General features: G+C 47.2%; 32 protein-coding genes. 18 read left to right on the top strand and 14 right to left on the bottom strand.

From position 1 onward, the window contains the following. Positions 1–47 precede the first annotated feature (47 nt). Together ACN0S4_RS09980 and ACN0S4_RS09975 are read left to right on the top strand one after the other, a co-directional pair. The gene (locus ACN0S4_RS09980; protein ID WP_417657532.1) at positions 48–956 is read left to right on the top strand and encodes a LysR family transcriptional regulator; all 909 of its coding nucleotides are present in this window, start codon (positions 48–50) and stop codon (positions 954–956) included. Next, entirely contained in the window at positions 953–1,711 is a 759-nt protein-coding gene (locus ACN0S4_RS09975) for an SDR family oxidoreductase (RefSeq protein WP_417657531.1), read from the top strand. The genes ACN0S4_RS09980 and ACN0S4_RS09975 overlap by 4 nt, the downstream gene beginning before the upstream one ends. Positions 1,712–1,722: 11 nt before the next feature. On the opposite strand, the gene ACN0S4_RS09970 is transcribed toward ACN0S4_RS09975, so the two are convergent. Further along, complete coding sequence (locus ACN0S4_RS09970) at positions 1,723–2,973, bottom strand: prephenate dehydratase (RefSeq protein WP_417657530.1); 1,251 nt, start codon at positions 2,971–2,973, stop codon at positions 1,723–1,725. Between the two features lie 73 nt (positions 2,974–3,046). Then, positions 3,047–3,796, bottom strand: a complete 750-nt coding sequence (murI, locus tag ACN0S4_RS09965; protein ID WP_417657529.1) for a glutamate racemase — start codon at positions 3,794–3,796, stop codon at positions 3,047–3,049. A gap of 89 nt (positions 3,797–3,885) precedes the next feature. On the opposite strand from murI, the gene upp reads away from it, so the two are divergent. The 4 genes from upp (at position 3,886) to ACN0S4_RS09945 (ending at position 5,936) form a co-directional block, all read left to right on the top strand. Beyond that, the gene (gene upp, locus ACN0S4_RS09960) at positions 3,886–4,515 is read left to right on the top strand and encodes a uracil phosphoribosyltransferase (protein ID WP_417657528.1); all 630 of its coding nucleotides are present in this window, start codon (positions 3,886–3,888) and stop codon (positions 4,513–4,515) included. A gap of 24 nt (positions 4,516–4,539) precedes the next feature. Further along, entirely contained in the window at positions 4,540–5,232 is a 693-nt protein-coding gene (locus tag ACN0S4_RS09955) for an aspartate/glutamate racemase family protein (RefSeq protein ID WP_417657527.1), read from the top strand. Between the two features lie 73 nt (positions 5,233–5,305). Further along, complete coding sequence (locus tag ACN0S4_RS09950) at positions 5,306–5,593, top strand: type II toxin-antitoxin system RelE/ParE family toxin (RefSeq protein ID WP_417657526.1); 288 nt, start codon at positions 5,306–5,308, stop codon at positions 5,591–5,593. Between the two features lie 16 nt (positions 5,594–5,609). Further along, complete coding sequence (locus ACN0S4_RS09945) at positions 5,610–5,936, top strand: HigA family addiction module antitoxin (protein WP_417657525.1); 327 nt, start codon at positions 5,610–5,612, stop codon at positions 5,934–5,936. A gap of 6 nt (positions 5,937–5,942) precedes the next feature. On the opposite strand, the gene ACN0S4_RS09940 is transcribed toward ACN0S4_RS09945, so the two are convergent. The 5 genes from ACN0S4_RS09940 to ACN0S4_RS09920 all read right to left on the bottom strand — a co-directional run bounded on the left by ACN0S4_RS09940 (position 5,943) and on the right by ACN0S4_RS09920 (position 9,022). Next, positions 5,943–6,164, bottom strand: coding sequence for a DUF1653 domain-containing protein (locus ACN0S4_RS09940; RefSeq protein ID WP_417657524.1), 222 nt, complete (start codon positions 6,162–6,164; stop codon positions 5,943–5,945). Then, complete coding sequence (gene map / locus ACN0S4_RS09935; protein ID WP_417657523.1) at positions 6,161–6,976, bottom strand: type I methionyl aminopeptidase; 816 nt, start codon at positions 6,974–6,976, stop codon at positions 6,161–6,163. The genes ACN0S4_RS09940 and map overlap by 4 nt, the downstream gene beginning before the upstream one ends. Positions 6,977–6,990: 14 nt before the next feature. Beyond that, positions 6,991–7,308, bottom strand: a complete 318-nt coding sequence (locus tag ACN0S4_RS09930; protein WP_417657522.1) for a helix-turn-helix domain-containing protein — start codon at positions 7,306–7,308, stop codon at positions 6,991–6,993. Positions 7,309–7,328: 20 nt separating this feature from the next. Then, positions 7,329–7,685 carry a type II toxin-antitoxin system RelE/ParE family toxin gene (locus tag ACN0S4_RS09925; protein WP_417657521.1) on the bottom strand — a complete coding sequence of 119 codons (357 nt, stop codon included), beginning with the start codon at positions 7,683–7,685 and terminating at the stop codon, positions 7,329–7,331. A 329-nt stretch (positions 7,686–8,014) separates the two neighbouring features. Then, the gene (locus ACN0S4_RS09920) at positions 8,015–9,022 is read right to left on the bottom strand and encodes a M23 family metallopeptidase (protein ID WP_417657520.1); all 1,008 of its coding nucleotides are present in this window, start codon (positions 9,020–9,022) and stop codon (positions 8,015–8,017) included. Positions 9,023–9,179: 157 nt separating this feature from the next. Here ACN0S4_RS09920 and ACN0S4_RS09915 point away from each other — a divergent pair, with 157 nt between their 5' ends. After that, positions 9,180–9,914, top strand: coding sequence for a helix-turn-helix domain-containing protein (locus tag ACN0S4_RS09915; RefSeq protein ID WP_417657519.1), 735 nt, complete (start codon positions 9,180–9,182; stop codon positions 9,912–9,914). Here the strand turns inward: ACN0S4_RS09915 and ACN0S4_RS09910 are convergent. The 5 genes from ACN0S4_RS09910 to ACN0S4_RS09890 form a co-directional block, all read right to left on the bottom strand. Next, the gene (locus tag ACN0S4_RS09910) at positions 9,911–10,117 is read right to left on the bottom strand and encodes a helix-turn-helix domain-containing protein (RefSeq protein ID WP_169931130.1); all 207 of its coding nucleotides are present in this window, start codon (positions 10,115–10,117) and stop codon (positions 9,911–9,913) included. The genes ACN0S4_RS09915 and ACN0S4_RS09910 overlap by 4 nt on opposite strands. 21 nt (positions 10,118–10,138) lie before the next feature. Beyond that, positions 10,139–10,744, bottom strand: coding sequence for a hypothetical protein (locus ACN0S4_RS09905; RefSeq protein WP_417657518.1), 606 nt, complete (start codon positions 10,742–10,744; stop codon positions 10,139–10,141). A 125-nt stretch (positions 10,745–10,869) separates the two neighbouring features. Then, on the bottom strand, positions 10,870–11,778 hold the full coding sequence (locus tag ACN0S4_RS09900) for a metallophosphoesterase (protein ID WP_417657517.1): 909 nt from the start codon (positions 11,776–11,778) through the stop codon (positions 10,870–10,872). Positions 11,779–11,844: 66 nt separating this feature from the next. Then, positions 11,845–12,984, bottom strand: coding sequence for an HNH endonuclease (locus tag ACN0S4_RS09895; RefSeq protein WP_417657692.1), 1,140 nt, complete (start codon positions 12,982–12,984; stop codon positions 11,845–11,847). Between the two features lie 32 nt (positions 12,985–13,016). After that, positions 13,017–13,589 carry a class I SAM-dependent methyltransferase gene (locus ACN0S4_RS09890; RefSeq protein WP_417657516.1) on the bottom strand — a complete coding sequence of 191 codons (573 nt, stop codon included), beginning with the start codon at positions 13,587–13,589 and terminating at the stop codon, positions 13,017–13,019. 91 nt (positions 13,590–13,680) lie between these two features. Here ACN0S4_RS09890 and ACN0S4_RS09885 point away from each other — a divergent pair, with 91 nt between their 5' ends. The 7 genes from ACN0S4_RS09885 (at position 13,681) to ACN0S4_RS09855 (ending at position 16,646) form a co-directional block, all read left to right on the top strand. Beyond that, positions 13,681–14,100, top strand: a complete 420-nt coding sequence (locus ACN0S4_RS09885; RefSeq protein WP_417657515.1) for a secondary thiamine-phosphate synthase enzyme YjbQ — start codon at positions 13,681–13,683, stop codon at positions 14,098–14,100. A gap of 207 nt (positions 14,101–14,307) precedes the next feature. Next, entirely contained in the window at positions 14,308–14,604 is a 297-nt protein-coding gene (locus tag ACN0S4_RS09880) for an addiction module antidote protein (protein ID WP_417657514.1), read from the top strand. 18 nt (positions 14,605–14,622) lie between these two features. Next, on the top strand, positions 14,623–14,820 hold the full coding sequence (locus ACN0S4_RS09875) for a hypothetical protein (protein WP_417657513.1): 198 nt from the start codon (positions 14,623–14,625) through the stop codon (positions 14,818–14,820). Positions 14,821–14,936: 116 nt separating this feature from the next. Further along, positions 14,937–15,113 (top strand): hypothetical protein, encoded by a 177-nt coding sequence (locus tag ACN0S4_RS09870; RefSeq protein ID WP_417657512.1) that lies wholly within the window; start codon positions 14,937–14,939, stop codon positions 15,111–15,113. Between the two features lie 23 nt (positions 15,114–15,136). Then, positions 15,137–15,766, top strand: coding sequence for a hypothetical protein (locus tag ACN0S4_RS09865; protein ID WP_417657511.1), 630 nt, complete (start codon positions 15,137–15,139; stop codon positions 15,764–15,766). Between the two features lie 24 nt (positions 15,767–15,790). Next, positions 15,791–16,030: a type II toxin-antitoxin system prevent-host-death family antitoxin gene (locus tag ACN0S4_RS09860; RefSeq protein ID WP_417657510.1), complete on the top strand. Its 240-nt coding sequence runs from the start codon at positions 15,791–15,793 to the stop codon at positions 16,028–16,030. Between the two features lie 205 nt (positions 16,031–16,235). Then, a complete protein-coding gene (locus ACN0S4_RS09855) occupies positions 16,236–16,646 on the top strand; it encodes a PH domain-containing protein (RefSeq protein WP_417657509.1) in 411 nt (136 codons plus the stop codon). On the opposite strand, the gene ACN0S4_RS09850 is transcribed toward ACN0S4_RS09855, so the two are convergent. Further along, the gene (locus ACN0S4_RS09850; RefSeq protein ID WP_417657508.1) at positions 16,627–18,630 is read right to left on the bottom strand and encodes an LTA synthase family protein; all 2,004 of its coding nucleotides are present in this window, start codon (positions 18,628–18,630) and stop codon (positions 16,627–16,629) included. The genes ACN0S4_RS09855 and ACN0S4_RS09850 overlap by 20 nt on opposite strands. A gap of 155 nt (positions 18,631–18,785) precedes the next feature. Here ACN0S4_RS09850 and ACN0S4_RS09845 point away from each other — a divergent pair, with 155 nt between their 5' ends. Genes ACN0S4_RS09845 through ACN0S4_RS09830 form a run of 4 tightly spaced genes read left to right on the top strand, consistent with a single transcriptional unit; the run spans position 18,786 to position 23,073 of the window. Then, complete coding sequence (locus ACN0S4_RS09845; RefSeq protein WP_417657507.1) at positions 18,786–19,475, top strand: phosphatase PAP2 family protein; 690 nt, start codon at positions 18,786–18,788, stop codon at positions 19,473–19,475. Then, positions 19,456–21,039: a phosphoethanolamine transferase gene (locus ACN0S4_RS09840; protein WP_417657506.1), complete on the top strand. Its 1,584-nt coding sequence runs from the start codon at positions 19,456–19,458 to the stop codon at positions 21,037–21,039. The genes ACN0S4_RS09845 and ACN0S4_RS09840 overlap by 20 nt, the downstream gene beginning before the upstream one ends. Continuing rightward, positions 21,020–21,685 carry a response regulator gene (locus ACN0S4_RS09835; RefSeq protein ID WP_417657505.1) on the top strand — a complete coding sequence of 222 codons (666 nt, stop codon included), beginning with the start codon at positions 21,020–21,022 and terminating at the stop codon, positions 21,683–21,685. Before ACN0S4_RS09840 ends, ACN0S4_RS09835 begins: the two co-directional genes overlap by 20 nt. After that, the gene (locus ACN0S4_RS09830; protein ID WP_417657504.1) at positions 21,682–23,073 is read left to right on the top strand and encodes an ATP-binding protein; all 1,392 of its coding nucleotides are present in this window, start codon (positions 21,682–21,684) and stop codon (positions 23,071–23,073) included. The genes ACN0S4_RS09835 and ACN0S4_RS09830 overlap by 4 nt, the downstream gene beginning before the upstream one ends. A 41-nt stretch (positions 23,074–23,114) precedes the next feature. On the opposite strand, the gene ACN0S4_RS09825 is transcribed toward ACN0S4_RS09830, so the two are convergent. Further along, the gene (locus tag ACN0S4_RS09825; protein ID WP_417657503.1) at positions 23,115–24,965 is read right to left on the bottom strand and encodes a DUF885 domain-containing protein; all 1,851 of its coding nucleotides are present in this window, start codon (positions 24,963–24,965) and stop codon (positions 23,115–23,117) included. Between the last annotated feature and the right edge of the window lie 31 nt (positions 24,966–24,996).

The following is a 24,996-nucleotide window of genomic DNA, read 5'->3' as shown; positions in this document are numbered from 1 at the left end:
GTCTGTATTTTAATATTAGCAACACTATGTTGTTAATTGGAGGATTTGTGGATCGGCTCGATGCTATGCGAACGTTTATTACCGTAGCGCGGGAGGGAAGCTTCACCAACGCTGCAGAGCGCTTGGGTATGTCGCCACAGCTGGTGAGCAAGTATGTGAGCCAGTTAGAAGCACATCTCGGCGTACGCCTCCTCAACCGCACCACTCGCCGTGTGAACCTGACTGAAGCTGGAAGACGTTACGAACTCAGCGCACGACAGGTTCTACAAGATATTGATGACCTCGAGAATGATCTGGGTGATTTGCAATCGTACGCTACTGGGCAACTAAGAATTAGTGCGCCGGTGTCCTTTGCCATAGCTCACTTAGCGCCGCTGCTTAGCGCGTTTCAAGAACAGTATCCTGCGGTAACCTTTGATGTGCAGTTGAATGACCGCAAAGTCGACATCGTTGATGAGGGCTTTGACTTAGCACTGCGCATCGGCCAACTCAGAAGCTCTTCATTGATTGCGAAACGCTTGGCGCCGGTGCGATTAGCGATATGCGCGGCTCCGGATTATCTAGCCAAACACGGCACGCCAAAGTCCCTAGAAGATCTCAAACAACATAAATTGCTGCATTACAATCTTATGGAAGACGACACGAGTCCATTGTTAAAGGCTTGGTTACAGCATCGACACACACTTATCTCAAATAATGGTGATGTTTTAACTCGTGCAGCAATTGCTGGTTCTGGTCTGGTAATTCAACCTACGTTTATTGTCAGCGACGCATTGGCTGCTGGAACTCTGGTAGCAGTGCTGAGTGACTACCTACCTGAACCATTGGCACTGTATGCCGTATATGCACATCGCACGTTGCTCGCCAGCAAAGTCCGTGCATTTCTCGATTTTAGTGCCGATTATTATGGCGACATCCCACCCTGGGATCATGCGTTTACAGGAACTTCAACATGACTCGAACGATATTTATTTCTGGCGCCGCTGCCGGCATAGGTCGCGCTACGGCTCTCTATTTTGCGGCACGTGGCTGGCGAGTCGGCGCCTTTGATATTAATGAACAAGCTTTGGGTGGCATGGCTGTTGCCTATCCCGATAATATCGTAACTGGGCAGTTAGATGTTCGCTCCGCTGAGTCTTGGCAGGACGCTCTCGAGCAATTCTGTAGCGACGGCACTCTGGATGTCTTGTTCAATAACGCCGGTATTCTAGTATCTGGCGATTTCACCGCCTCCGCAGCCATGGACCATGCACGGCTAATTGATGTGAATTGTAACGGCGTGATGCATGGGTGCCATGCGTCTTTCGAGTATTTGTGCCGTGGCCGGGAAGCTCGCGTTATTACCATGTGCTCTGCCAGCGCGATATTCGGTCAACCTCAACTAGCAAGCTATTCGGCTAGTAAGTTTTTTGTCAAAGGCATGACCGAAGCCTTGAGCCTCGAGTGGGAACCACACGGCATCCAAGTGATGGATGCAGCCCCATTATTCGTCAAAACCGCCATGGTTGAGGGTCCTGAAACCCCTGCAATGCGTAAGCTCGGCATTCGCTTAGAACCTGCCGATATCGCCCTCGCCATATGGCGAATGGCGCACTACAAAGGCAATAAAATGCATTGGCATATTGGTATGCAAACCAAACTCGCGGCACTCGGCGCAAAACTTTCCCCGCACTGGGTCAACCGTTGGGTCAATCGCCGCATCACCAGCTAACACGACATGTCTTACATCATGTGTTCATCGAGGTGGCTGATTTCGAGAAATTGCTCTTTGGATAGACGTTTGAAGTTGATAGAGCCCGTGGTATTGGTCAGAAAGCCATAATAGCGTCCAAATAAGTTCTTAATCTGGCCATCTTGCTCCGTCTGGCTCCATTCTAATTCCACAATACCATTGAAGTTCCAGTCTGACGCATTAAGAAAGTTAGAGTATTTATAAACCAAAGTTCCTTTGTTCGAGAACGGATTGGTGAACAGCACTTCCTTAGCTTCAAAATAGCGTTCTGGCGGTGACGAACACAGCCAGCCCCGAATTCTTAATTTGTTCCCACATTTATCAATCCGAACCACACGCGGAATTGCATAATTTTGATTATCATCTTTGACATCTGGACGGACGCGATCCATGTAAATCCAATATCCAACAAAGCGCTGAATCCCCTGCGCTTTGCGGTAACTTTCGAGCAATCCCAGCAAAACAACACTTAAACCCGCGGAAAAGACCAACGCTTCGTAGAGCTCGATTTGAAACATCTCACCCAACACTGCGTTATTTAGCTTTTGTACTGGGAAGGCCAACAACAACGTTGCTGCAATAACTAATTTGACGAGCTGTTTGAAATTCTGTTCGCTGTAGACAAGTGAGCCAATCACTCGATCCCAGAGTGATTTTTTAGAGTCTGTTCCGGCATATTCGACAAGTACAAACTGAGTACTGTTTTGACTGTGATCTTGAACATTAGCTTGCAGCAAATGGAGTTCATTCAATTCACCGGCTCGACGTGAACACAGCACAGCCGTAGAGTCGGGGAACTCACCTTCTTTCAGTGCCCGTGCAGAACCAGCCGTATCTTCGTATTCACGTTCCTCATAATCGCCCAACACTTCCTGCATTGTCTGCCGACATTGCGTGAGCGCTTGAATATGCGAAGCGACGTGGGTGACTTGAGCAGGTGTAATCGAGCTATCTTTTACAAACAAACAATGTCGAATAGGAAGGATATGTCGGTTCTTTAATGTCCACTCGTCAGAGTAAAAAGCTTCATTAGTTTCTTGAACTTGACCACCTACAGTATTTTGGGTGGCTACTACGCCAAGATCGACCGTTTTCGATTTCAATGCCTGCGCTACACGAGCAGACGACACCAATGAAATAAGTTGGTAGTCCTCAATGCCGGATTCTGTCATCAGATTTATAGCGGCTTCTTCGCTATAACTACCCGGCACTCCTTGGTATCCAATTTTTACTGTGGCCATCAATGGCGCCCTATTGTTGATGAAAATCTGAGTTACATCTTATGTATTCGGCACCTTAATTTCTAGACCGACTTCAATCGAGTGCTAGCCCCCAGCGCAGGGATGTGCGTTTGACTGCCTCGACGTTCTCGGTGGCGAGAATTTTTATCGGCGTAGTTTCGAAACGTGCTTCTAGATCAAGGTGCTGCTTCAGCCATGCCACCATAGCCTCACCGGAATGAATGGTTTTGGCACCACCAAAATAGGTTGAAATGCTGTCTGCTAAGAGCGGGAAATGCGTACAGCCGAGTAACACAACATCGGGCGTCTCTAGTCCATTGAAATAATGTTTGAAGGCTTCCTCTAGAATTGGCCCTGCGTAGATTTCTTCTTCTACCATAGGCACAAACAGGGGCGTGGCCATAGCGGTAACATGTTGGAACCCAAGGTCAGCAATGCGCTGCTGATAGGCATTCGACTTGATGGTTGAGCGTGTGGCAATAACCAGAACACGAGCTGAAGACGGCTCGGCTGCAAGCTGTTGCAGCGCCATCACGCCGGGTTCAAGTACGCCATAAACCGGCTTGTTGGCGAACTTCTGCATGGCTTCTAAGGCAGTCACACTCACGGTGTTACACGCAACCACGAGGGCATCGACGTCAGCGCCATTGAAAAACTCGACCGCTTCCAATGCATACCGCGTAACCGTGTTACTGTCTTTGTTGCCATATGGCACGCGCGCGGTGTCACCGTAGTACAGAAGCTCACTGAAGCAGCCGCTTTGCTGCAATGATCGAGCCACTGTTAGACCACCGACACCACTATCAAACACACCCACTTTCATTGCTAACGTCGCTCCATAACATGACTTTTGTCTCGGCTAGTATATGATAAATAACGTCCGACAGCCCAGAGCAAACCACAGAGATACCCATGAACGTAGAACTCATCCAACATCCGCTGGTAAAACACAAACTCGGCCTCATGCGTGAGGCAGGGATTTCAACCAAGAGTTTTCGCGAGCTCGCCAACGAGTTGGGGAATCTTTTAACTTATGAAGCAACCAGCGATTTTGCGTTAGAAACGCACACCATTCAGGGCTGGAATGACACCCCAATTGAAGTTGAAAAGCTAAAAGGGAAGAAAGTGACGGTGGTACCTATTCTGCGTGCTGGTCTTGGCATGTTGGATGGCGTGCTTGGTATGATTCCTGGGGCTAAAGTCAGCGTGGTCGGCTTGTATCGCAATGAAGAAACACTGCAGCCCGTTCCCTATTTCGAAAAATTAGTGTCGGATATCGACCAGCGTACCGCGCTGGTAATTGACCCAATGTTGGCGACAGGCGGCACCATGAATGCCACCCTAACCATGTTGAAAAACAAAGGCTGCACCGATATTCGCGTGCTGGTTTTAGTCGCTGCACCAGAAGGCGTTCGAGCGGTCAATGCGGAGCATCCAGATGTCCGCATTTTCACCGCAGCAGTTGACTCACACCTCAATGAGCACGGCTACATCATGCCCGGCCTCGGCGATGCAGGCGACAAGATTTTTGGCACCCGCTAACGTATGAACTGAACAGGTATCAGCATGAAAACGATTGGTTTGATTGGTGGCATGAGTTGGGAATCAACTCAGGTTTACTATCGGCTGCTGAATCAGCAAATCCAAGCCGCACTTGGCGGCCATGCCTCAGCTAAGCTAGTGCTTTACAGTGTGGACTTTGCGGAAATTGAACGCTTACAACATAGCGGTGATTGGGCAGCGACTGCCGTGATTCTGGCGGATGCTGCGCGCGCGCTGGAACGAGCAGGCGCTGATTTCATTGTTATTTGTACCAACACCATGCACAAAGTAGCCGATGAAGTTGCTGCCGCGGTTCGTATTCCATTGCTACATATTGTTGATGTGGTGGCGGAACGTTTGAAGCGCGATGGTGTTAATTTGGTTGGTCTGCTCGGCACTCAGTTTACGATGGAACAAGATTTTTATCGGCAGCGCTTAGAGCAACAGGGTATTCGTGTTCTCGTGCCTGAACTCCCAGAGCGCCAGCAAATTCATCGGATTATCTTTGACGAACTTTGCCATGGCCAATGTCATCCAGAATCCAAAACAACCTACCTCGCTATCATCGATGAACTTGCCCGCGTAGGTGCTCAAGGCGTCATTCTTGGCTGCACCGAAATTGGCATGCTCATTAACGGCTCTGATACGACAGTTCCACTCTACGACACCACCACCATTCACGTGGATGCTATAGTCGCGGCAGTACTCGCAAACTAGCTTTAGGCTGTTCATTGCGAGAGCTTGACGCACAATGTGGTTGTGCATAAACTATGGATGGTTGGAAAGCTTTATGGCAATCAAGTTTAGAGATATGTGGCTTGAGTTATTTTATGAAGCAAGCGAAGGCAATAAGAGAATTCCAAAGCAAATTGAAAGTACGTTGTACCGGAAGCTACAAATTTTAGACGCAGCAACTCAAGAATCTGACTTGATAATTCCGCCAGGTAATAGATTCGAGCATCTTGCAGGTAAACTACATGGCTGGTGTTCTATTCGAGTCAATCGACAATATCGACTTATTTTTCAATGGCAAGACAAAACAGCAATGCAGACCTATCTAGATCCCCATAGATATTGAGCGCTAAGGACAGATTGTGAGAACAACAAAACGACGACCTGTGAGTGTCGGTGAAATGCTAGTGTCAGAATTTTTACGACCCATGAATATTGAAATTTGTGAACTCGCTCAAGCAATGGGTGTGCATCGTAACTCATTAAGCAGAATAGTTCATGACAAAGGAAGCCTTACTGCACCGATGGCTATCAAGCTTGCGGCAGCGCTTGGTAACAGCCCTGAATTCTGGTTAAACATTCAACATGCTGTTGAGCTCTGGGATATTAAGCATAACGCATATAAAAATGAAGCTAAAAACGTTACGAAATTACTTCCTCAACGTGGGCAGCATCAAACTTCATCATAATTTAGACTAATACTTGGGTAAGTAGCGGAAGCGCGGTATTGATTTTCCGTCTACGGTGACCTGTTCGACAAACATGTCGAACGGGCGCACCCACAGTCCTCGGTCACCATAAAGAAGACGGTATAGCACTAACCATTCTTCAGTTTCAGAGTGCCGCACCACATCAATAACCTCGTAGTGATTGCCTTTGTAGTGCTCGTATTTTCCGAGTTTGATGCTGGGTTTCATTCTGCTTGCATACTCTGTAACTTGCGGGGCAGGCCAGCGACCTCCTCTTCCTCGCGCAATGTCAGGACTTCACAGCCATCGGCCGTTACTAAAATAGTGTGCTCAGTTTGGGCAGAGAGCTTTTTGTCACGGGTGATCACCGTCCAACCGTCTTTCTTCGTTCTTATCTTAGCAGAGCCCTGGTTGATCATCGGCTCGATAGTAAAGGTCATGCCCTCGCGCAATTGCACGCCCGTATTCGGCAAACCGTAATGAGTAACCTCAGGCGCTTCATGCATTTCTTGCCCGATACCGTGCCCACAATATTCGCGTACAACGCTGTAACCATGCGACTCCACATACGTTTGAATGGCACTGCCAATGTCACCTAGGTGAGCGCCCGGACGTACCTGTTCGATGCCTTTCCACATGGCTTGCGTGGTCACTTTGACGAGCTTCCGCGCCAGCGGCATTGCGTCTGGCAACACATACATCTTGCTTGAATCGGCAATGTAGCCGTCTTTCTCCAGCGTGATATCAATATTCACAATATCGCTGCTTTTCAGCGGCTGATTGGCCTTCGGAACCCCATGACAGACCACCTCATTCACCGACGAATTCAGCACGTACTGATAACCATACTGACCTTTGCTCGCTGGACGCGCTTGCAGGTCATTCACAATATAGGCCTCAACCAAATCGTTGATTTCCATCGTTGTGATGCCCGGCTGGATCTTTGCATCCAGCATCTTGAATACTTGCGCGAGCAACTTACCAGCATGACGCATTTTCTCTTGCGCCGCGGCATCCTTAATCATGATTTCTGGTTTCATGAATCTCTCTGTAGTTAACGACTAGCACGCTTAAATTGCACGATTTCAACATCGTTCCCATCTGGAAATTTCGCGCGCAATTCCAGCGTCCCGCCAAGTGCCTCGATGTAAGAAGATAAAGTACTGATCATCGTATCAGGGCGCTTTTCAATCTGCGAAACATTTGGCTGAGCTATACCGAGCACATGGGCGAGCTCAACTTGGCTTTTCCCACGCATTTTTCGAGCTTCTGATAATGACATTTCAGCAAGTAAAATAGCTGCCTTTTCACTTGCAGCCGCCTGAACTTCCAGCTTCATTTGTTTACGTAAATCATTTAACGTCTTAGTCATCCTACAACTCCAGTTGCGCCTCAATAGCCTGCGCTTTTCAAATACGCAGCAAGTTCTTCTTCTGCTATTCGAACCATTTCTTTATAGAATAGTTTGCCTCTAGATCCATCTTTTCTTCCGCCACACAACAAAACTGCTTGCCGCTTCGGGTCGAATGCATAGAAGACTCGATAGGGATTACCTGAAGTCTGAATAATTAACTCTTTCAGATTCTTGAAACGCCGAGTTCCCTTAATTGTATCGGTATATGGTCGCTTCAAATGCGGTCCAACAACTTCAAGAACCTCGACCATTGCTTGAACATCAACTTGCTCTGATTCACTGAGTGCCAGAAACCATCTCGCGTAGGTATCTGAAACAATAACCTTCCATGTCATATTTGAACTCTGCTTAATAAAAATATAATCAATAAAATATATACCGTCAAGCGTATATTGCGTGACGCAAGATATCTAAGGTAAACATGCCAGTATTGTTCGTGCTTAGTATTCAAGCTCGAAAATGGAAGGGCGGATAAATCGGTAAGGTATATTTAGTCTGTAAGGCTGGCTCAAAGAATTATTCTTAATTCTTTGTTTTGTATATTTTTTCTGTAATTCGAATTTAGTCTAGATAGCGGTTGTAAGTCTGTTGAGCTAGCGACATACGACAATCGACCAACTACAAAATCAGATTGCAACCTGATCAAATGAGGATTTATAGAGCGTTAAGACTCGCTACAAACGGTCACTTTAACGCGCTGGCCGCGAGTGATTTCGCCGACGTGCTCGAAGCGAATGGGGAGCCCCATAGCTGAAAATAAATCAGGCCCGTCTTGTAGATGGAAATGGAGATGTGGCTCGGTTGAATGGCCAGTGTGGCCGCAGTTGCCGATGCGCTGACCTTGCTGTACGTGATCACCAACTTTGACTGGTATTGTTCCTTTGACGAGGTGTGCGTAAAAGCCGTACTCACCTTCAGCGTGTTTAATGATCACATGATTCCCGGCAAAGTGACGACACAAGAAGTCAATGACGCCAAAACCTACGAACGGAGCTGGTCCAATATTGTCGACTATGGCAACGACTTCGCCATCAGCCGCAGCAAGAATCGGCTGGTTGTAGCAGAAGTAATGATTGAGTCGTGCACCGCTGTGATTATGCCGACGGTATTCCGCGTCAGCCTGCACAAAGTCATAAGCGTACCTTTGTGTCAGTACATCCCAAGAGTGAGAGGTAGCTTGCGTTAAGCCGCCATTAAATACGAGCCATTCACCCTCGAACGGCAGTCGATAACTCACCTTGGTTTGATACTTAGCAATTTCCTCTTCACGTCCTTTCATGCGTTTCGCGATGCGAGCCTGCCCACCGAGTTGCTTGAACTGTTGAATCAATTGCCAAGGATTGAGCGATGACAACAATAGCGTTGGATAAAACGTGAGTAGCATGACGTAACGTGAGACGTGCCGTATTGGACCAGAAGTTGGCCAGCTCTCCGCAGGATGCGGCTGCCGCTCTGCTTTCGGGACTCGAATAGTATTCAGCCAACCCGCGATCACAAAGTACAGTCCAAGGTAGATCACCATCGTCCAAATTCGCGCCAGCTTGTAATCAAACAACCCACGCACGCTATAGTCGATCACAAACATGATGAGCAAGGCGGCAATCATTGGTGAGTACCAGTTGCTGAAACGATGAGCCCAGTGCTGCTTTTTTGGTTGGGTCTCAGTGGTCATGGTTGCGCCCTGTTGCTGGAAAGTGAACGGTGAATAGTGAACAGATATAGAGACTGTAGGTAGGTTGGAGATTTGGAGCAATGGTTTGGCGTCAGTTGATTTGTGAGCATCAAATATTGATACTATGATTATCATTATTTGATACTTTTGAGGTGTTATGTCAGGAGCTTCCTTTCATCCGCTGGTCATTGATCGTTGTTTAGAGCTCATTAAAGCGAAGCTCAAAGACAACGGAGTGACGTACCAAGATATCGCAGCGCTTATGGATGTGTCAGAGAACACCGTCAAACGCATGCTAAATCAGGACGACATCAGCTTACAACGACTACTGCTGTTGGCTGATTATTGCCGCATTGATGTCACCGACCTACTGCAAGCAGCGCAGCAAGGACATGGTCAACACCACTACTTTACCCCACGACAAGATCAGGCATTCGCCGACGACTCTGTGCTCTACGAACTATTCGTGCAACTGTTCTTCTTACGCATGACTGCGCCGCAAGCAGCTGAAAAGCTGGGACTAAACCAAGTCACTTTGTATCAGAAATTGCGTTTGTTAGAAGATGTCGAACTAATAGAACTCGGTGTAGCTAATCACATTCGCTTCTTGGTCGAGCCACCCCTTGGTTTCGCTCCAGATAGTTTGGTTCTGCGTCGCAGCATTGCTGAGCACGTTCAACGTGCAAGTGCACACTTACTACAACCCGAGCGTGATGCCCGCGAATTGTTGCTGCTCAAACCGCTTCATTTACCACCGAAAGCACATCAACAACTGTGCGAAGATATTATCGCACTGGTCGACAAATACGCCGAATTCTCCGAGCTTTATCAAAACGAAACCGATACCGGGTACGCTTACGAACTCGCGCTCGCGCTGCTCCCCAACCGCTAATCGGGCAAGTAGGCCATCAGGTCACCCGGCTGACAGTTCAGCGCGCGGCAAATGGCTTCCAGTGTACTGAAGCGGATGGCTTTGACCTTGCCGGTTTTGAGTAACGACAAGTTGGTCATGGATACTCCCACCCGCTCCGATAACTCGGTTAACGACATCTTATTCTTGGCTAGCTCAACGTCGAGATTGATTTGAATACTCATTCCGCGATACCTCCGCGCACGTTAAACCACCTCAACTGTTTGTTCGCCACGCCAAAAATGAACTGCGAGAAGCAGCATTAACACTGGGAACAAGAAGATATTGGCGATGCCTAGAATTACCGTGAATTGGAAGACAGCCATGATCAACACGCCGCACGCAAACACTTTCATTAGCATGCTGAGCTCAGCGAAGCGAAGCAATAATGCGATTGCGAAAACGAAGGCTACTGCCGCATACAAGAACAGAATCACGAGGCTGGCAATCAATACGAATTCAATCAAGCCGTCACTGTAGCTGGCTAGTAGCCCCAGAGACAATGAGATATCTACTACTACCGTCAGATGAAATAGCGCGACTAATGCTGCCATGACTAGCAGTGCCACCGCCGCTAAACCACCCTCAATTTGGTCCTTGAAAGATTGTCGTAGCGCCAAGTACACAAACACTTCAAGTGCACCAATAATCACAAACAACACATCCCAAGCGTCAAGCGTGGTGATATTTTCGAGAAAGCCGTTTTCATAATTGTCGATAGCGAGGCCGAACACACCCAGCCAATAAATTGGGAACAAGATAGCCAACGCCAATGCTGCCATACCCGCCCACTGATAGAAATTCGATTTCATTGTCTGACTCCGGTAAGTAGCGCCAGTGCTCATTGCACCATGCGAATACCCACAAGATAGATCTAGTTTCAATGATATGCAACGAATATTTTATGTTTATCGTAAAATAATGACAGCTGAGTTAGTTATACCCAGACGAAATGGTTGGCGTCGAGTTCGGTTTCGCCATGAAAGCGGTAAGCAACTAACTTGCCGTGTTGGCCTGTGACCGTCCAGTCAACGCAAGCAATGTGAGACGACTGTAAGCGAGGTTCTCCGCGCATCCAATAATGACCGACAAACAGCGGCTTCTGATTGTCGTAACCAGGTAATGCACTGGAATCGATATTCGCATTTGGGAGTGATGACGGGTCACCGACACTGATCGCTAAATCGCGATACCGCTGACTATCAGTACGCCACCATTGGGTTCGGATTGCTCGGCGTTCGTGGCCATCTTTATCATGGAAGTATGTCCCATCTGGAAGGGATGTTTCCCACCCTTTGCATAGTGTTTCAATAGCGTCGAACAGCTCATGGCTCGGAGTAGTTGCGGATTTCCAAGCACTTTCTAATAGAGCGCCGCGAGAGTCCAAATAGCGATTGAGAACGGCTAACGACTGTTCATGCCAGCAGGCATGCACAACCCGCAAATCAGGTAGGTCTAGGTAAAGTGGTAAACGGCGAAACCACTCAATGGAGCTGGCATACCATTCTGGAGCTTGCTCAGCCTCTTGGAGAAAAGCTTGATGCTGGGCGCGATTCTTCTTGGTGTGCGGCCGCAGTGGTTGACCATCAGCATCCATAGTCGCCCACGCCACCGCATTAAATTCGTGATTCCCCATAATAACGAACGCTTCGCCGGCTTCATGCATCGCACGTATAATGTCGACGCTGCGGCGTTGATATGGCCCGCGATCGACCAAGTCACCAACCGAAATCAACTTGCGCTGCGGATGTCGCCAAACACCATCGGCATTTTGATAACCCAGCTTTTCTAACAGTGACTCGAGGCGCTCTGCATGACCGTGCACATCACCAATAATGTCGTACATAGGCACTCCTCTTTTAGACATTTAAGCAAAGTAACCTAATTATGCGACAGATTGTGTCGGCTATTTTCATCTCTCGTAAAACGCATCACGATGATGTGACATGAAAGGGAGATGGCTCTGTACAAGTCGCACAGTCATATCGGTGTGAATTCCTAGTGACGAGTATTCACCTAGTTCGTCTGATATTAGAATCCTGCCTTTATCGTTGAACGTAATGAAATGGAGATCAAACGCTTTATCGAGATTTGGTGTGAGAAGTAAACCGTTGTATGGATCCAGCCTTTCCTGATGACTCGACTTTGCCCAGGGTTTGATATGCGAGGCCATAAGTAGAGATAAATTTGAATACCCCGTGACACAGCATCCTTTCCACTGCGCAATAAGTCGCTCTCGAAACTTGCCTTGACCCCGACGAGCTTGAACAAGCGTTGCTTTAGTCGTCTCAGGAATCGTATCGTCCTGTTCGATTAGAGCAACATCATGTTGAGATTGCGCATCAGTTAGCTGATCCAAATAGGCCTGATACAGCTTTAATGCCGCCATATACATCTGGCCACCGCGCTTATTGTGCTCAACAAATGCTTCAACACCATTCGCTCGGTTAATGATGCGGGAAAGCTCGAAGTAATCTTGAATAGTTAGGATGTTCTGTTTCGTGACACCACTATTGGACAGCCAATTTGAGATGCTATTTTTAAGAGCGCCAGTATAGTTTTTAACTGTTTTCTCTGACTTACCTATAGCTCTCGCCCACAGTTGGAAGCCTTCTTCATGAGAGTCTAAATTCAGTGCTAAAGCGGCTCTCAACTGAACTGCCGCGATAGGGTCTTTCATAAACTCAAACAGCTCTGCATCAACAGAAACGTGCTCGATAGTGGCGTGAATAGAGGATTCAGACGGTGTTTTTATCTTCTCATATTCATCTTCTCTCCCTTTTCGAAGATGATGATGCCAAAATTGAGAGGATCGCAAATAGAAGAATGGATTGACCGCATTTAAGCTATCACCGGATTTTCGAAGCCGTTCAAAGTGCCAAGCGAAGCGATTCTTCAACGTATCGTTGAAATAGAAAACGTTCCACTGAATAACACCATCAGCGACCAAATCCATTACCGCAAACAACATACAAATTTTATGAGGGCTGGTATTACCCTTTGAACGATTGGGACGAACATCCTTGAATTGCTCTATATATTCTTCTAGCACTTTCAAAGTTTGATTCCTTTTCTGTTCTTTATCTATTTCCGAAACACCAATGTTTGCCAGCGCACTTGCTGACGCGCTAGCTGGTCATGGTTAAAGGCCGACTGCAACAGTTCTAGTCCATTGTCCTGAGCCCATTCAAACATTTCATTTTCATGCTGCGGATAACTCTGACGGCCGTCATCAAAGCCGCCATGACGGAGGGTCACAACGCAGATCCCATTAGGATTCAGTAATTGAGCAATTCTCTTAAGGGATTGGCGTTGCTGTTCTGGCGTAAGGTGCATCCACACTGCGCTCACCAAAATCAGATCGAACGTGGTAGTCACTTGTTTGAGGTCTGGCAGCGTGTCATCAAGCCAACTAACGTCTGCTGACTTAGATTGACCTATGCTCCGTAGCTCTTGCACTGGCTCAATAGCCGTCACTTTCAGACCCATTTGAGCCAATGCTAAGGCATCACGCCCAGATCCCGCACCAATATCGAGTGCACTGCCGTGCTTGGGCAACCAACGCAGCCAATCCCCGTGCACCTGCTCGAAGCTTAAACTGTCGTATTGTTCCGCAAGCTTGGCGGCATTGTCTGCGTAGAAATGAATACTATCCATGTGAACTCATATTGCGCACTTGCCTGTGCGAAGATTGATGCAAGCGCTAATAATTGGTAGCTTCAGCTTAGCCACGTTAGCGAGAACTGTCATGCCCATTTTACAAACTGAACTCAGACTCCGTCCCTATCCACGCGGATTTCACATCATTACCGATGATATTGAACGGGCGCTACCTAACTTACACGAAGTGAAGGCCGGGTTACTGCATGTGTTTATTAAGCACACCTCAGCATCGCTGACCATCAATGAGAATGCTGACCCAACCGTGCGCACCGACTTCGAAAGTTACTTCAATACTATGGTTCCGGAAAACGCTCCGTACTATCGTCACACCTGCGAAGGACCAGACGACATGCCGGCACATCTTAAATCTAGTTTGCTGGGTAGCTCGGTCACTGTTCCACTGACCGATGGTCGTTTGAATATGGGAACCTGGCAGGGCATTTACTTGTGCGAGCATCGCGACCATGGCAACGCGCGCACGCTGGTGCTCACTGTGACCTTCTAACTATTCAGTTGCGAAAGCTACTAGCGTAGTCCTTTCACTTTTATGAGCTAAGTTCCAAGACAACAATAGATTTGCCTTGTTGTACCCCACTTCTTAAGCTCATATGTTTATGACCAAATAGGATGTGTTAACCATGGTTGACACCTTTCCGGGTGTTAACTATAGTTGGCAAAACTAATCAAAGAATAATCATTTTAGGGCAGAGCAATGAGAGTAAAACTTAGCCGCTGGGAACCCGAAAAATATCTTGATAGCCACGAAGCGATACATGCATACCTCGAAGCATGTATTGAAGAATCGGATGGAGATCCTTCATTTATCATTCATGCTTTAGGGGTGATTGCGCGGGCTAAAAATATGAGTCAATTATCACGCGACACGGGTATCAGTCGCGAAGGCTTGTATAAAGCATTCTCAGAAAACGGAAATCCAACTTTCGCAACCGTTGCAAAGGTTGCAAAAGCCCTGGGTTTGAATCTGACACTAGAAGCAGACAGCCGATAGCAGCCTGGAGGAACCAGCATGAACGAAAAGAACTCGGATAAAGAAACTGAAGCCAAAAAATCAAATCACACAGCTGGCAGCGGTATCGCTATAGGCGTCGCTCTGGGTGTAACTTTCGGGATTGTGTTCGACAATCTTGCGATTGGTATTGCGATAGGTTTGGCTCTCGGTGTTGCTTTTGACGCTTCGGCAAATAGCCGCACGCCGAAGGGATAATCTCTTTAAACGTCCTTTAGATAAGGTCGGACTGGCTTTTATCTTTCCCGAAATAAACAAAAACCGATTGTGTTAAAGTTCTTGCAATTAGTTTTAGAAGAGTGAGATTAGAACGCATGGCGGAGCAAAAATCAGAAAACCCCATTTGGAAATATCTATTTGTCGGACTCATTATCGGTGCACTGTTTTCCTTTGTCTTCGACAAATTCCCGACGTTCATGATTTTGGGTATGGCAGCAGGTTTAACCTACGGAGTCATTGAGAAAAGTCGCAACAGCTCGAGTAAAGAATAAAAGCCACACTACAAGGACGTACCATGAAATCGCTTCTACCAATGATACTGGCAACCCTGCTTCTAGCGGGGTGTGCTAGCTCACCGCAACAAGCTAATGATGAGGAACTCACAAAGAGTGAAGCCGAAGCGTTAGTTGCAGGTTTAATAGCAGAGGATGCTGACGAATCCGAAAAATACATTTATCAATTTCAGCATCGAATTCTGCCAGAATGGACGCATCATTCTGATGGTCAATTCTACGACGAACTAAGAGCTGGCGATGACTCATATTTTCGCGAGGTTGCCACTGAAATTTTGGGTGAAGACTACGCCAATTCAATTGAGATTCAATCCATCGAGAACGAAGAAGCAGTACTCATAAACTTTCCTGAACCCAAATCGTTCACCCATTGTTACGCTGTCCTTATCCTCAAGAATCCAAATGTTGAAGGTGCTGTAGATACGTTCCAATACATCACATTGGAAAAGACGCTTCCGCACGACGATCATCCGAGACTAGCAGTGCTTGGAAACTGGAACGCAGAAGGCAGTCATGGCAACTTTGGCGCCCGCACCTATACCGATGCACAAACTTTCCTTGAAGACGTGCTTTACGGCAACCGCGAAATGTATATGAGCTCGACCCCAGCAAGCGCCAGCGAGAACAACTGAACATTCTCATGTGAGGATAATTTTATGATTATCACATCCGTTGCAGAGCAAGACGATCTTGATCAATTAATTGACGACGCAACAATGAGCCACTTACCCATGTTTATTGTTGGCAAGACAAACAATGGTGTTCTCATTGCCGAAGATGATTGGTACGCGATTCAACAAACTCTACTCATCGAATCTTTGGTGGAATTAAATCAAACGCTCAAAGAAGGCATGCGTACACCAATTGAGCAATGTTCGAATAAACTAGATTGGTAAACCCCTTGCTTATGAGCAGAGTTATCCCGGTAACAAATAATAATACTTAAAAGTTCTATAAGTTGATTAATTGAGCTAATTAGGCCCTTTAAGAGCTATAAATATGCTTACATAGTTTATCGACCAGACCTTGGCTCAGCAGTTGTTCAAGTACTGCTTTGGCGGTAGAGTTGATGCCTCGGTTTGGTATTTTGAAGGGACAACAATGACGTACATTGAAGAGTCACTCTCCACGGATGAGAAAGTGGAGCACATTTTTAAACTACACTGGTTTGCCTACGTGCCCATGTATTTGTGGATTTTGTTGGCGTTGGTGACCTTTGGCGTGACGCTGCTGATTGCGCTGTACGAATACTTTCGCCTGAAGAACATTGAGCAAGGCGTGACCAACAAGCGCGTGATCAATAAGTTCGGCATTATCAGTCGCAAAAGTGATGAAATGAAGTTGAAATCGATTGAAACCGTCGAAATTGACCAAGGCATTATCGGCCGTATTTTTGGTTACGGTACGGTGCGCGTGACTGGTCGCGGTACCAGTGATGTGAAATTTATTAAAATTGATGACCCACTGCACGTGAAACGCTGCATTGAGAGTATTAGCAACCCGATAGGGTAGTTCCTTCATTTGATTGGCAGGTGTTATAGGCTTTGTTTCGATAGAGCCAAGATGGCAGTAAAGCATGCGCTTTCGCCTGCTTTACGACCGACTCTTGCGCATGTGAATCGCTAACGAACCTTTTTACAGCGAAATCATAGTGTCCCGTTATGGCGCCATTGGGCGTGAGAATGGCCGAACTCGAATCGGTTAACCACGCGTAATTATTACCAAATTGCATCATTGCGCGATTTGCTGGTGGAGCCTCATCGCTCGATAAATCTTGGCCTAAGCTTGGCGTGAATGATGACACTCCCGCAAGTGATATGACCGTCGGTAACAAATCAATCTGGCTTGTAATCGCGTCGACCATTTTGGGTGCTATTGAGTGTCCAAGAATCAATCCAGGAATATGAAATTTGTCGATAGGAACTAGTTCATCGCCATACACACGAGTGTCATGATCAGCAACAATGAGGAAAATCGTGTCTTCCCAGTAGTTACTTTGTTTGGCTTGCTGAATGAATTTACCGAGAGCGTAGTCCGCATATTTCACTGCATTCTCCACACTCTGCTGGGGCTGGTTGTAGAGTTCAATCGTATTGTCTGGAAACTCAAAAGGTTCATGATTCGAGGATGTGAAAACTAAACTAAAAAATGGTACGTCTGTCTCGGCTAGTTCACTAAAACGTTGATGTGCCAATTGAAACAAATCACCGTCGCTGGCTCCCCAACTACCAACAAATTGTGGGTTTTTAATGCTCTCAATTCCCAGAGTAGACTGGAAGCCATTGCCAGAAAAGAAGCTCTGCATATTGTCAAAATGGGTCTCCCCACCATATAGAAACTCCGTAAAGTAACCATGTTCAGCGAGCAAACTTGCCGCTGTATAAAAGTTTCGCTGTGACAGTGATAGTTTCACGGTACTCCGAGCCGGTGTCGGCATGAAGCTCGAAATAACCGCCTCAATACCACGAACCGAACGAGTTCCAGTTGCATACAACCGGGTAAACCACCAACCTTCTTGCTTAAGTTGCTCCAAATTTGGCGTAACCGGAATACCACCTAAACTCTCAACAAATGTGGCGCCCAAGCTCTCCTCTAATATGACGACGATATTCTTAGGCTTAGAGGTAACCACTGAAGCTTGATTAAAATGAAGCGTCGGATAGCTAGTACTTGGAAACTGCTTTCCAGCTAAATGTGGTTGAGCCTTCACTTCCGTTAAAATTTCAGCAAGCAGCATATCGCCGTAGATAGCGGTGGCATCGGCCTCGTGACGCAAATTGTAAAGCGCATACTCGACTGAATAGGCCGAGTTAATGATCAAATCATTCACCAGTGCATCGGACGTAACTGCGAAAAAAGCCGGATTCGCAGGGCGATGCGCAAGCGTTGAACGAATTCCCACAATCTCCAACACAACCAGCAAAGGCCACAACATTAAGGCAGCCCGAAAACTGAATGTCTTACTCGTTTGCCGCGCATGGAGGTATCGGGCAACTTTAACTAAGAGCACCACACTCAATGCGAGTATCAGCGTGCTTGCAATGACCCAAAACTTAAACCCACCCCAAAGAGTGCTGAATACCTCTTGTGGGTATCTCAGGTATTCAATAAACAATCGATTAGGGCGCAAGTCATATTGAAGTATGAATGCAGGTGTCGCCGCTTCCATGAATATAAGAAAACTTAGCGCTACCACTAGCCAACTAACCTGAATTTTGAGCCATAAATCCTGCCCGAATTTGTTGGTCAGTAAGGGTGCCATAAGCAAAATGGGTAGCGTCAAATAGCCCATCTGAATAACATCGGCTCGTAACCCAAGTGCAAGCAATTCAATAACATTTCCAGCAGCCGACACGCGATCCCAATGCCAGATAAATAGGAGCCCACGGCTCATACTTAAAATGACGAGACCCAATACATAACCAATCAGCAACGTTTGATAAGGCTTGTATGCTGCATAAAGAAATTTCTGGTGTTGAATAAGGCGCATCGTCATCTAACCACTCGAACTAAGATGCCGCTAGCATAGAAAGTGAACCTTAAGGTCAACTTAATATTGCGCCAATAAACTGCTTTTTATTTGTGAGAGGTAGTTTATGAAACTGAGCCAGAAAGGATTGCGAGCAGCATGGCTATGTGGAGTGTGATTCTGTGGCCACATTGAAAAACTCATTCCAACGCCCTCTGACTGTGATGCTTGGATTCGCAGCTCTCATAATTGTACTGGAAGTTTCCGGTCTAAAATTCGACCTAGCGGAGACTTTTTTCAGTTGGGAAGGCGAGCGGTGGTCATTACGTAATCACTTCATTACGAAGACCATTTTGCACGAGACAGTTCGGTGGCTGAACATAGTTGCGGTGCTGGGTCTGCTGTTGGTAACCGTCTATCAATACATCGGGCGACCTTTTGCCACGGATAAACATCGTTATGCCCTGCTGCTCATCTCAGTACTTTTCTCGTTTGGACTAGTGAACTACTTCAAATATATCTTAGGAATGGACTGCCCGTGGGATCTACAGCAGTTCGGAGGGAGTCAGCCCTATGTGCCACTGTGGCAGTTTCGACCTGAAGATCAAGCGGCAGGCCGCTGCTTCCCCGCCGGACACTCTAGTATTGGCTTTGCCTGGATAGCTTTGTACTTCTTTTGGCGCCAGCGGTATCCCCATCGAGCCCGAAAAGCATTCGTCACCGCTCTTATTATCGGCTTTATTCTGGGTCTGTCTCAGCAATTGAGAGGCGCACACTTTTTTATTGATGATGTCACCACTGCATTCATTTGCTGGTGTATTCCCGCCATTATTTTTCACATCGGAGACGCCAATGCGAGTGTTCAACGCTAAATCATTGAGTTGGTCCATTGTCGTATCGGCTTGGCTCGTAATTGCCTATTCACGCCCATTACTTAGCGCGCTTGAACAATATCAAGCCGGTGCGCTGCTGCAACTCAAAATTGGCCTCTTGTTGTGGCTGTTCTATGCAGCATTTTTATCACTGAGCCGCGCGCTGGGTTGCTTTAAAGTGGTTGCCATTGCACTCATTATGATTGCGGCTCCAGTGAGCTTTTTCATGCAACAGTACGGGGTTGTTATCGACCCTGACATGTTAGTTAACACTATCGAGACTGATATTGGCGAAACTGCTGATCTGCTATCGCTCGCGCTGTTTCAGCACCTCTTTCTTCTCGGCGTACTTCCGAGCATTCTGATTTGGAAATTTGATTCATCGACAACGCGCTGGTCAACCCAACTGGGACAAGGAGTCTTAGCATCAACTTTGCTAGTGGCGGTCATGAGCACTATGATGTACACCAATTACGATGACTTCGCGTCATTATTTCGGAATCACCGCGATATCAAGTATCGGATTGTTCCATTTAATGCGATTTCATCAACCGTTTCGGTGATTAAGCAGCACTTCGATGTGCCGACAGAATTTGTGACATTAGGCACAGATGCGGTGCAAAGAAAATCCATGTCCAAACCTAAAGTGATGGTTGTGATTGTCGGTGAAACCGCTCGCGCCGACCATTTCTCTGTGAATGGCTACGCTCGGTTAACTACACCGAAACTGAATAGACTGGCAGCCAGCGGACAAATTCTTAGCTATACAAATGCGATTTCCTGCGGCACCGCCACGGCTATATCCGTGCCCTGCATGTTCAGCTTCGCCACTGCAGAGACTTACAACGATACCGTTCGCTCATCTAGTAACGTTCTCGATGTGTTGAAACAGGCGGGCATTTCGGCCACCTGGATTGAGAATAATTCTGGTTGTAAGAATGTCTGTGACCGTATCGAAACGACGGTGCTCGACCAGCAAGGTTGTGCAGAGCTAGAGTGCTTCGATAATGACATGGTGACGCGTTTATCAGCGCTTCTGCAAGAAACAGAGCGCGATCGAGTCATTGTTTTGCACCAAATGGGTAGCCATGGTCCGGCTTACTATAAGCGCTCGCCTCAGTCGCTCAAACAATTCCAACCGGAGTGCGAGAGTGCTGATTTGACCGCTTGTAGCAAGGAACAAATTATCAATGCCTACGACAATAGTTTGTTGGTAACCGATGCCTTGATTAGTGGTGTCATCGAATTACTGCAAACACGCACCGACATTGATGCGAGTATGATGTATGTGTCTGACCACGGCGAATCACTGGGCGACCATGGTATATATTTACACGGTTTGCCGAATTGGATGGCGCCAGCTGAACAGCGTCAAATTCCGTGGATTGTATGGCCGACTAGTCACTTTAAGAATATGACCGTAGACAACCAACAACCGGTGAGCCATGATTATCTTGCTCATACATTGTTAGGCTTTTTCGAGGTGGAAACCGCGTTATATGACCATCAGCTCGATTTAATTGACTCCACAGGAAGTGTGAACATTGCGCATACTACTCCTTGAAGACCATCAGTCGCTCGCCGAAGGCATTATCCAAGGCCTTGGACGAATGGGGTATGTGGTCGATCACTGTTTGACGCTTGCGCAAGCGGACGCCGCGCTAAGTACTGACCGTTTTGACCTCGCAATCTTTGATTTAGGACTCCCGGACGGACGTTCAGTCAGCTTAATTAAACAGTTACGAAAAGCCGGCAACCGATTGCCTGTTATTGTCCTCACAGCCTTTGACGATCTTGAGAGCAAGCTATCCGCATTGAATGAGGGAGCGAACGACTATGTTGTTAAACCCTTTGAATTGCGTGAGTTAGAGGCTCGTATTCGAGCGCAGCTCCGAAGCCAAACACAGCAAGTCAATGACACCGTGACCTGTGGTGAACTGACTGTTGATCTCGCCGCGCAGCAATGCCGTGTTGGTGAGCAGACTATTCACCTGACTCGACTCGAGTGGCTCATCATGAAACAGCTCGCACTTCACCTCGGTAAAATTGTCAGCAAAGAGCAATTGGAGAGTGCTTGTTACGGCTGGGGTGGCGACAATGAAAGTAACTCCCTAGAAGTTCATCTGCATCATCTACGTAAGAAATTACCGCCGAATACTATTCATACTGCTCGAGGCTTAGGTTACCGACTCAGTGAGTCAAAACCATGAGTAAATGGTCCTTACGACGCACCTTAATCATAGGTATTAACTTAGCGGTAATCGCTGTATTAATGATCACCACATGGAATATCTATCGGGATATTCTGCACGAAATTGATGAAGTTTTTGATGCGCAAATGGCGCAAACGGCGAAGTCGATAGCGTCTCTATATCCGGTCGATGCGCTCGCTGAATCTAATCCACAAGAAATCCCACTTTCGAGTTTTTATGACTTAGGTGAAGTAGACGATGGCTCACTCGAACGTGGTCAGAGTGGGCATAAATACGAGCATAAGATTGGCTTTTTTGTCACCACCGAACAAGGGCAACCCCTGGCATATACTGAGCAGGCGCTCGCTTTTGACTTTACCGACAGACGCGCTGGTTATCATGACGCACAGCACAGCGGCTACACCTGGTTCGTTTACAGCTATTACTCTGTAGCAAAATCTATTTGGGTACATACCTTTCAACGCGAAGATGTGCGCAGTGAGCTCAGTGGTTATTTAGCTCGCGATCAGTTGTATCCATTGTTGTTGATGTGGGTACCGATTAGCTTGATTGTGTTGTTTATCGTTTACTTTGCGCTCAAGCCCATCAACCAGTTGGCGCAAGACTTACGCTCGCGTGAGGTCGACCAACTTCACCCTATCACCACTGAATTGCCGCAAGAACTTGAGCCTATTCGTACCGCCGTGAATATTTTGTTGGCACGAGTCGACTTGTTTTCTAAGCGTGAAAAGAGATTCATCGCAGACGCCTCACATGAATTGAGAACCCCTTTAAGCGCGATTAAAGTGCACGCTGAGAATGTTCAGCATGCTAGCGACCCTGTGCAGGCTCAGCAATCAGCGGCAGCCATTATTGAATCCGTCGACCGCATGTCGAATTTGGTAAATCAGCTACTCAGTTTAAATAGATTAGATAGTTCTGCCGCACTAACAAACTCAGCATCGCTACAGGTCAAAGAGATTGTGATGGCTGCAATTAATGGTCTACCGAGTCGTGATGTCGAACGCTTTCAGTGGGATATCAATGTTTCAGATTTGTCCGTTCAGGGGAATGAATTGCTGTTAGTCAGTGCAATTTCCAATCTGATTGCTAACGCCATGAAATTCTCACCGTCCGAGAGTACTATTTCGATTCGAGGGCAACAGACAGCGTCACATATTCTTCTCTCGATCACCGATCAAGGAACAGGCGTGCCGAAGGATGTTCTGCAGCATTTGGGCGACCGCTTTTATCGACACCAGGAACATTCACATATTGAAGGCGCTGGATTGGGTCTTTCAATCGTCGCGAAAGTCATTGAGCTCCACCGTGGAACACTGAAATTTAAACAGGCAGAATCGGGCGGGTTATTGGTCGAAATCGAGCTACCAAAAGTTGAAGCTTGACGCGCTACTTGATCCGCAGCGCGTCAACACTGTGACTTCTTTTACGAAGCTTTTTTGTCAGCGATGTAGTCGTTGACGAACTGCTCGAGGATATTTAGCGGTACTGGACCGTTGGCTAGCACGACATCGTGGAACTCACGAATATCGAAAGCATCGCCCAGCTCAGCTTTGGCTTTTTCACGCAGCTCAACAATCTTCAACATGCCAATTTTGTAGGCTGTTGCTTGGCTAGGCATGACGATGTGACGCTCAACCATTTTCACAGCATCGGCTTCTGCGTTTGGCGTATTGCTCACGTAGAAATCAATACCTTCTTCACGCGTCCACTGTTTGTCATGAATACCCGTGTCGACGACCAGACGCACCGCACGCCACAACTCCATCGCTAAGCGACCGAAGTCTGAGTATGGGTCTTTGTAGAAGCCATACTCTTTTGGCAGCATTTCGGTGTAGAGTCCCCAACCTTCACTGTAAGCCGTGTAACGACCGAACTTACGGAACGACGGAATGCCTTCCAGCTCTTGCTGAATCGCAATTTGCATATGGTGACCCGGAATACCTTCATGGTAAGCCAAAGCTTCCATCTGGTAAGTCGGCATCGACGCCATGTCGTACAAGTTAGCGTAGTAAACGCCTGGGCGTGAACCATCCATCGACGGCTGCTGATAGAACGCTTTACCCGCTGACTTCTCACGGAAAGGCTCGACCGCTTTCACAATCATGTCGGCTTTTGGCTTAGTGATAAACAACTCGTCTAAGAAGCCACGCATGGTATCGATGTACGCTTTCGCTTCATCAAGGTAACGCTGACGACCTTCTTCAGTATCTGGGTAGATAAAGTCTTGGTTGTTACGCATGTACACGAAGAATTCTTGCAGCGTGCCTTCGTAACCTACTTGCTCCATGATGCCGCGCATTTCTTCATGAATACGCGCCACTTCATCCAGACCAATTTGATGAATCTCATCAGCGGTCAAATCGGTGGTAGTGGTGCGTTGCAGTGCGTTGTTGTAGAACGCTTCGCCGTCTGGGAATTTCCACGCGCCGTCTTTGGTGGTGGCTTGTGCTTCCAACTCCTTTACGGTCGCGATAAGGCTGTCATAAGCGGGCTTCACTGACTCAACGAGTGCAGTTTCAGCAGCACCTTTGAGGTTGTCGAACTGCGCTTGCTCAATATCCAGCTCATCAATTTTCTTGGTGAAATCGGCTAGCAATACACTTGGCTCACCGTCATCAAAAGGTGCACCACTGATCAAGTTTTGGCTATCACTGATCACATACGGGTACACAAACTTCGGCGCGATAATGCCTTTCTCAGCACGAATTTTGAGATTCTCACTCAGCTGCTGGAATAGCTCTGGTAGGCCATTCAGACGCGCAATGTAATCTTCAGCGTCATCCACTGAGCTAATGCGATGTTGGTTAATCAACAGTGACGCGACGCTCGAATGCATACCGAACATCTGATTCACTGGATAGTTATAATGACGCCATTGGAAGTCAGCAATTTCTTGCTCTAACTCTTGCTTCATCAACATCCAGCTCAAGTATGTTTGTTCGTCTAGCTGGCTTTCGTCAATGGCTTCTACTTTCTCTAAGTTGGCTTTCGCAATAGCGAGCTCTTCTTCGGCTTTCGCGTCCGAAATGTCGTCCCACTTATCTTGGTCATCTTTGATGCCCAAGTAAGACTGATACATAGGGCTGCGCATCACCGCATCCATGAAAATATCTTCAAACAACTGATTCGCTTTTTCCGATTCAGTTTGTTGCTGCGCCTGTTGCTCAGCCGCGGTCTGCGCTTCAGTTGCTGCGTTCGTTTTCGGTGCTTCCGAACATGCCGTCGCGGCCAATGCCAACGACACCGCCAGCGCAATGCGCTTCATATCAAACATGGTGTTACTCCTGTTGTTTTTTATTCTAGTT

Source organism: Pseudidiomarina aestuarii (assembly GCF_048263735.1).
Classification (GTDB): Bacteria; Pseudomonadota; Gammaproteobacteria; order Enterobacterales; family Alteromonadaceae; genus Pseudidiomarina; species Pseudidiomarina aestuarii_B.
The sequence above is the reverse complement of the archived record's forward strand: the minus strand, read 5'-3'. Positions and strand labels throughout refer to the sequence as shown.

What these genes read in the sequence shown, in the direction of transcription:
- ACN0S4_RS09975 (WP_417657531.1), top strand. Translation starts at nt 953, where the DNA reads ATGACTCGAACGATATTTATTTCTGGCGCCGCTGCCGGCATAGGTCGC.
- ACN0S4_RS09970 (WP_417657530.1), bottom strand. Translation starts at nt 2,973, where the DNA reads ATGGCCACAGTAAAAATTGGATACCAAGGAGTGCCGGGTAGTTATAGC.
- murI (WP_417657529.1), bottom strand. Translation starts at nt 3,796, where the DNA reads ATGAAAGTGGGTGTGTTTGATAGTGGTGTCGGTGGTCTAACAGTGGCT.
- upp (WP_417657528.1), top strand. Translation starts at nt 3,886, where the DNA reads ATGAACGTAGAACTCATCCAACATCCGCTGGTAAAACACAAACTCGGC.
- ACN0S4_RS09955 (WP_417657527.1), top strand. Translation starts at nt 4,540, where the DNA reads ATGAAAACGATTGGTTTGATTGGTGGCATGAGTTGGGAATCAACTCAG.
- ACN0S4_RS09950 (WP_417657526.1), top strand. Translation starts at nt 5,306, where the DNA reads ATGGCAATCAAGTTTAGAGATATGTGGCTTGAGTTATTTTATGAAGCA.
- ACN0S4_RS09940 (WP_417657524.1), bottom strand. Translation starts at nt 6,164, where the DNA reads ATGAAACCCAGCATCAAACTCGGAAAATACGAGCACTACAAAGGCAAT.
- map (WP_417657523.1), bottom strand. Translation starts at nt 6,976, where the DNA reads ATGAAACCAGAAATCATGATTAAGGATGCCGCGGCGCAAGAGAAAATG.
- ACN0S4_RS09930 (WP_417657522.1), bottom strand. Translation starts at nt 7,308, where the DNA reads ATGACTAAGACGTTAAATGATTTACGTAAACAAATGAAGCTGGAAGTT.
- ACN0S4_RS09925 (WP_417657521.1), bottom strand. Translation starts at nt 7,685, where the DNA reads ATGACATGGAAGGTTATTGTTTCAGATACCTACGCGAGATGGTTTCTG.
- ACN0S4_RS09920 (WP_417657520.1), bottom strand. Translation starts at nt 9,022, where the DNA reads ATGACCACTGAGACCCAACCAAAAAAGCAGCACTGGGCTCATCGTTTC.
- ACN0S4_RS09915 (WP_417657519.1), top strand. Translation starts at nt 9,180, where the DNA reads ATGTCAGGAGCTTCCTTTCATCCGCTGGTCATTGATCGTTGTTTAGAG.
- ACN0S4_RS09910 (WP_169931130.1), bottom strand. Translation starts at nt 10,117, where the DNA reads ATGAGTATTCAAATCAATCTCGACGTTGAGCTAGCCAAGAATAAGATG.
- ACN0S4_RS09905 (WP_417657518.1), bottom strand. Translation starts at nt 10,744, where the DNA reads ATGAAATCGAATTTCTATCAGTGGGCGGGTATGGCAGCATTGGCGTTG.
- ACN0S4_RS09900 (WP_417657517.1), bottom strand. Translation starts at nt 11,778, where the DNA reads ATGTACGACATTATTGGTGATGTGCACGGTCATGCAGAGCGCCTCGAG.
- ACN0S4_RS09890 (WP_417657516.1), bottom strand. Translation starts at nt 13,589, where the DNA reads ATGGATAGTATTCATTTCTACGCAGACAATGCCGCCAAGCTTGCGGAA.
- ACN0S4_RS09885 (WP_417657515.1), top strand. Translation starts at nt 13,681, where the DNA reads ATGCCCATTTTACAAACTGAACTCAGACTCCGTCCCTATCCACGCGGA.
- ACN0S4_RS09880 (WP_417657514.1), top strand. Translation starts at nt 14,308, where the DNA reads ATGAGAGTAAAACTTAGCCGCTGGGAACCCGAAAAATATCTTGATAGC.
- ACN0S4_RS09875 (WP_417657513.1), top strand. Translation starts at nt 14,623, where the DNA reads ATGAACGAAAAGAACTCGGATAAAGAAACTGAAGCCAAAAAATCAAAT.
- ACN0S4_RS09870 (WP_417657512.1), top strand. Translation starts at nt 14,937, where the DNA reads ATGGCGGAGCAAAAATCAGAAAACCCCATTTGGAAATATCTATTTGTC.
- ACN0S4_RS09865 (WP_417657511.1), top strand. Translation starts at nt 15,137, where the DNA reads ATGAAATCGCTTCTACCAATGATACTGGCAACCCTGCTTCTAGCGGGG.
- ACN0S4_RS09860 (WP_417657510.1), top strand. Translation starts at nt 15,791, where the DNA reads ATGATTATCACATCCGTTGCAGAGCAAGACGATCTTGATCAATTAATT.
- ACN0S4_RS09855 (WP_417657509.1), top strand. Translation starts at nt 16,236, where the DNA reads ATGACGTACATTGAAGAGTCACTCTCCACGGATGAGAAAGTGGAGCAC.
- ACN0S4_RS09850 (WP_417657508.1), bottom strand. Translation starts at nt 18,630, where the DNA reads ATGACGATGCGCCTTATTCAACACCAGAAATTTCTTTATGCAGCATAC.
- ACN0S4_RS09840 (WP_417657506.1), top strand. Translation starts at nt 19,456, where the DNA reads ATGCGAGTGTTCAACGCTAAATCATTGAGTTGGTCCATTGTCGTATCG.
- ACN0S4_RS09830 (WP_417657504.1), top strand. Translation starts at nt 21,682, where the DNA reads ATGAGTAAATGGTCCTTACGACGCACCTTAATCATAGGTATTAACTTA.
- ACN0S4_RS09825 (WP_417657503.1), bottom strand. Translation starts at nt 24,965, where the DNA reads ATGTTTGATATGAAGCGCATTGCGCTGGCGGTGTCGTTGGCATTGGCC.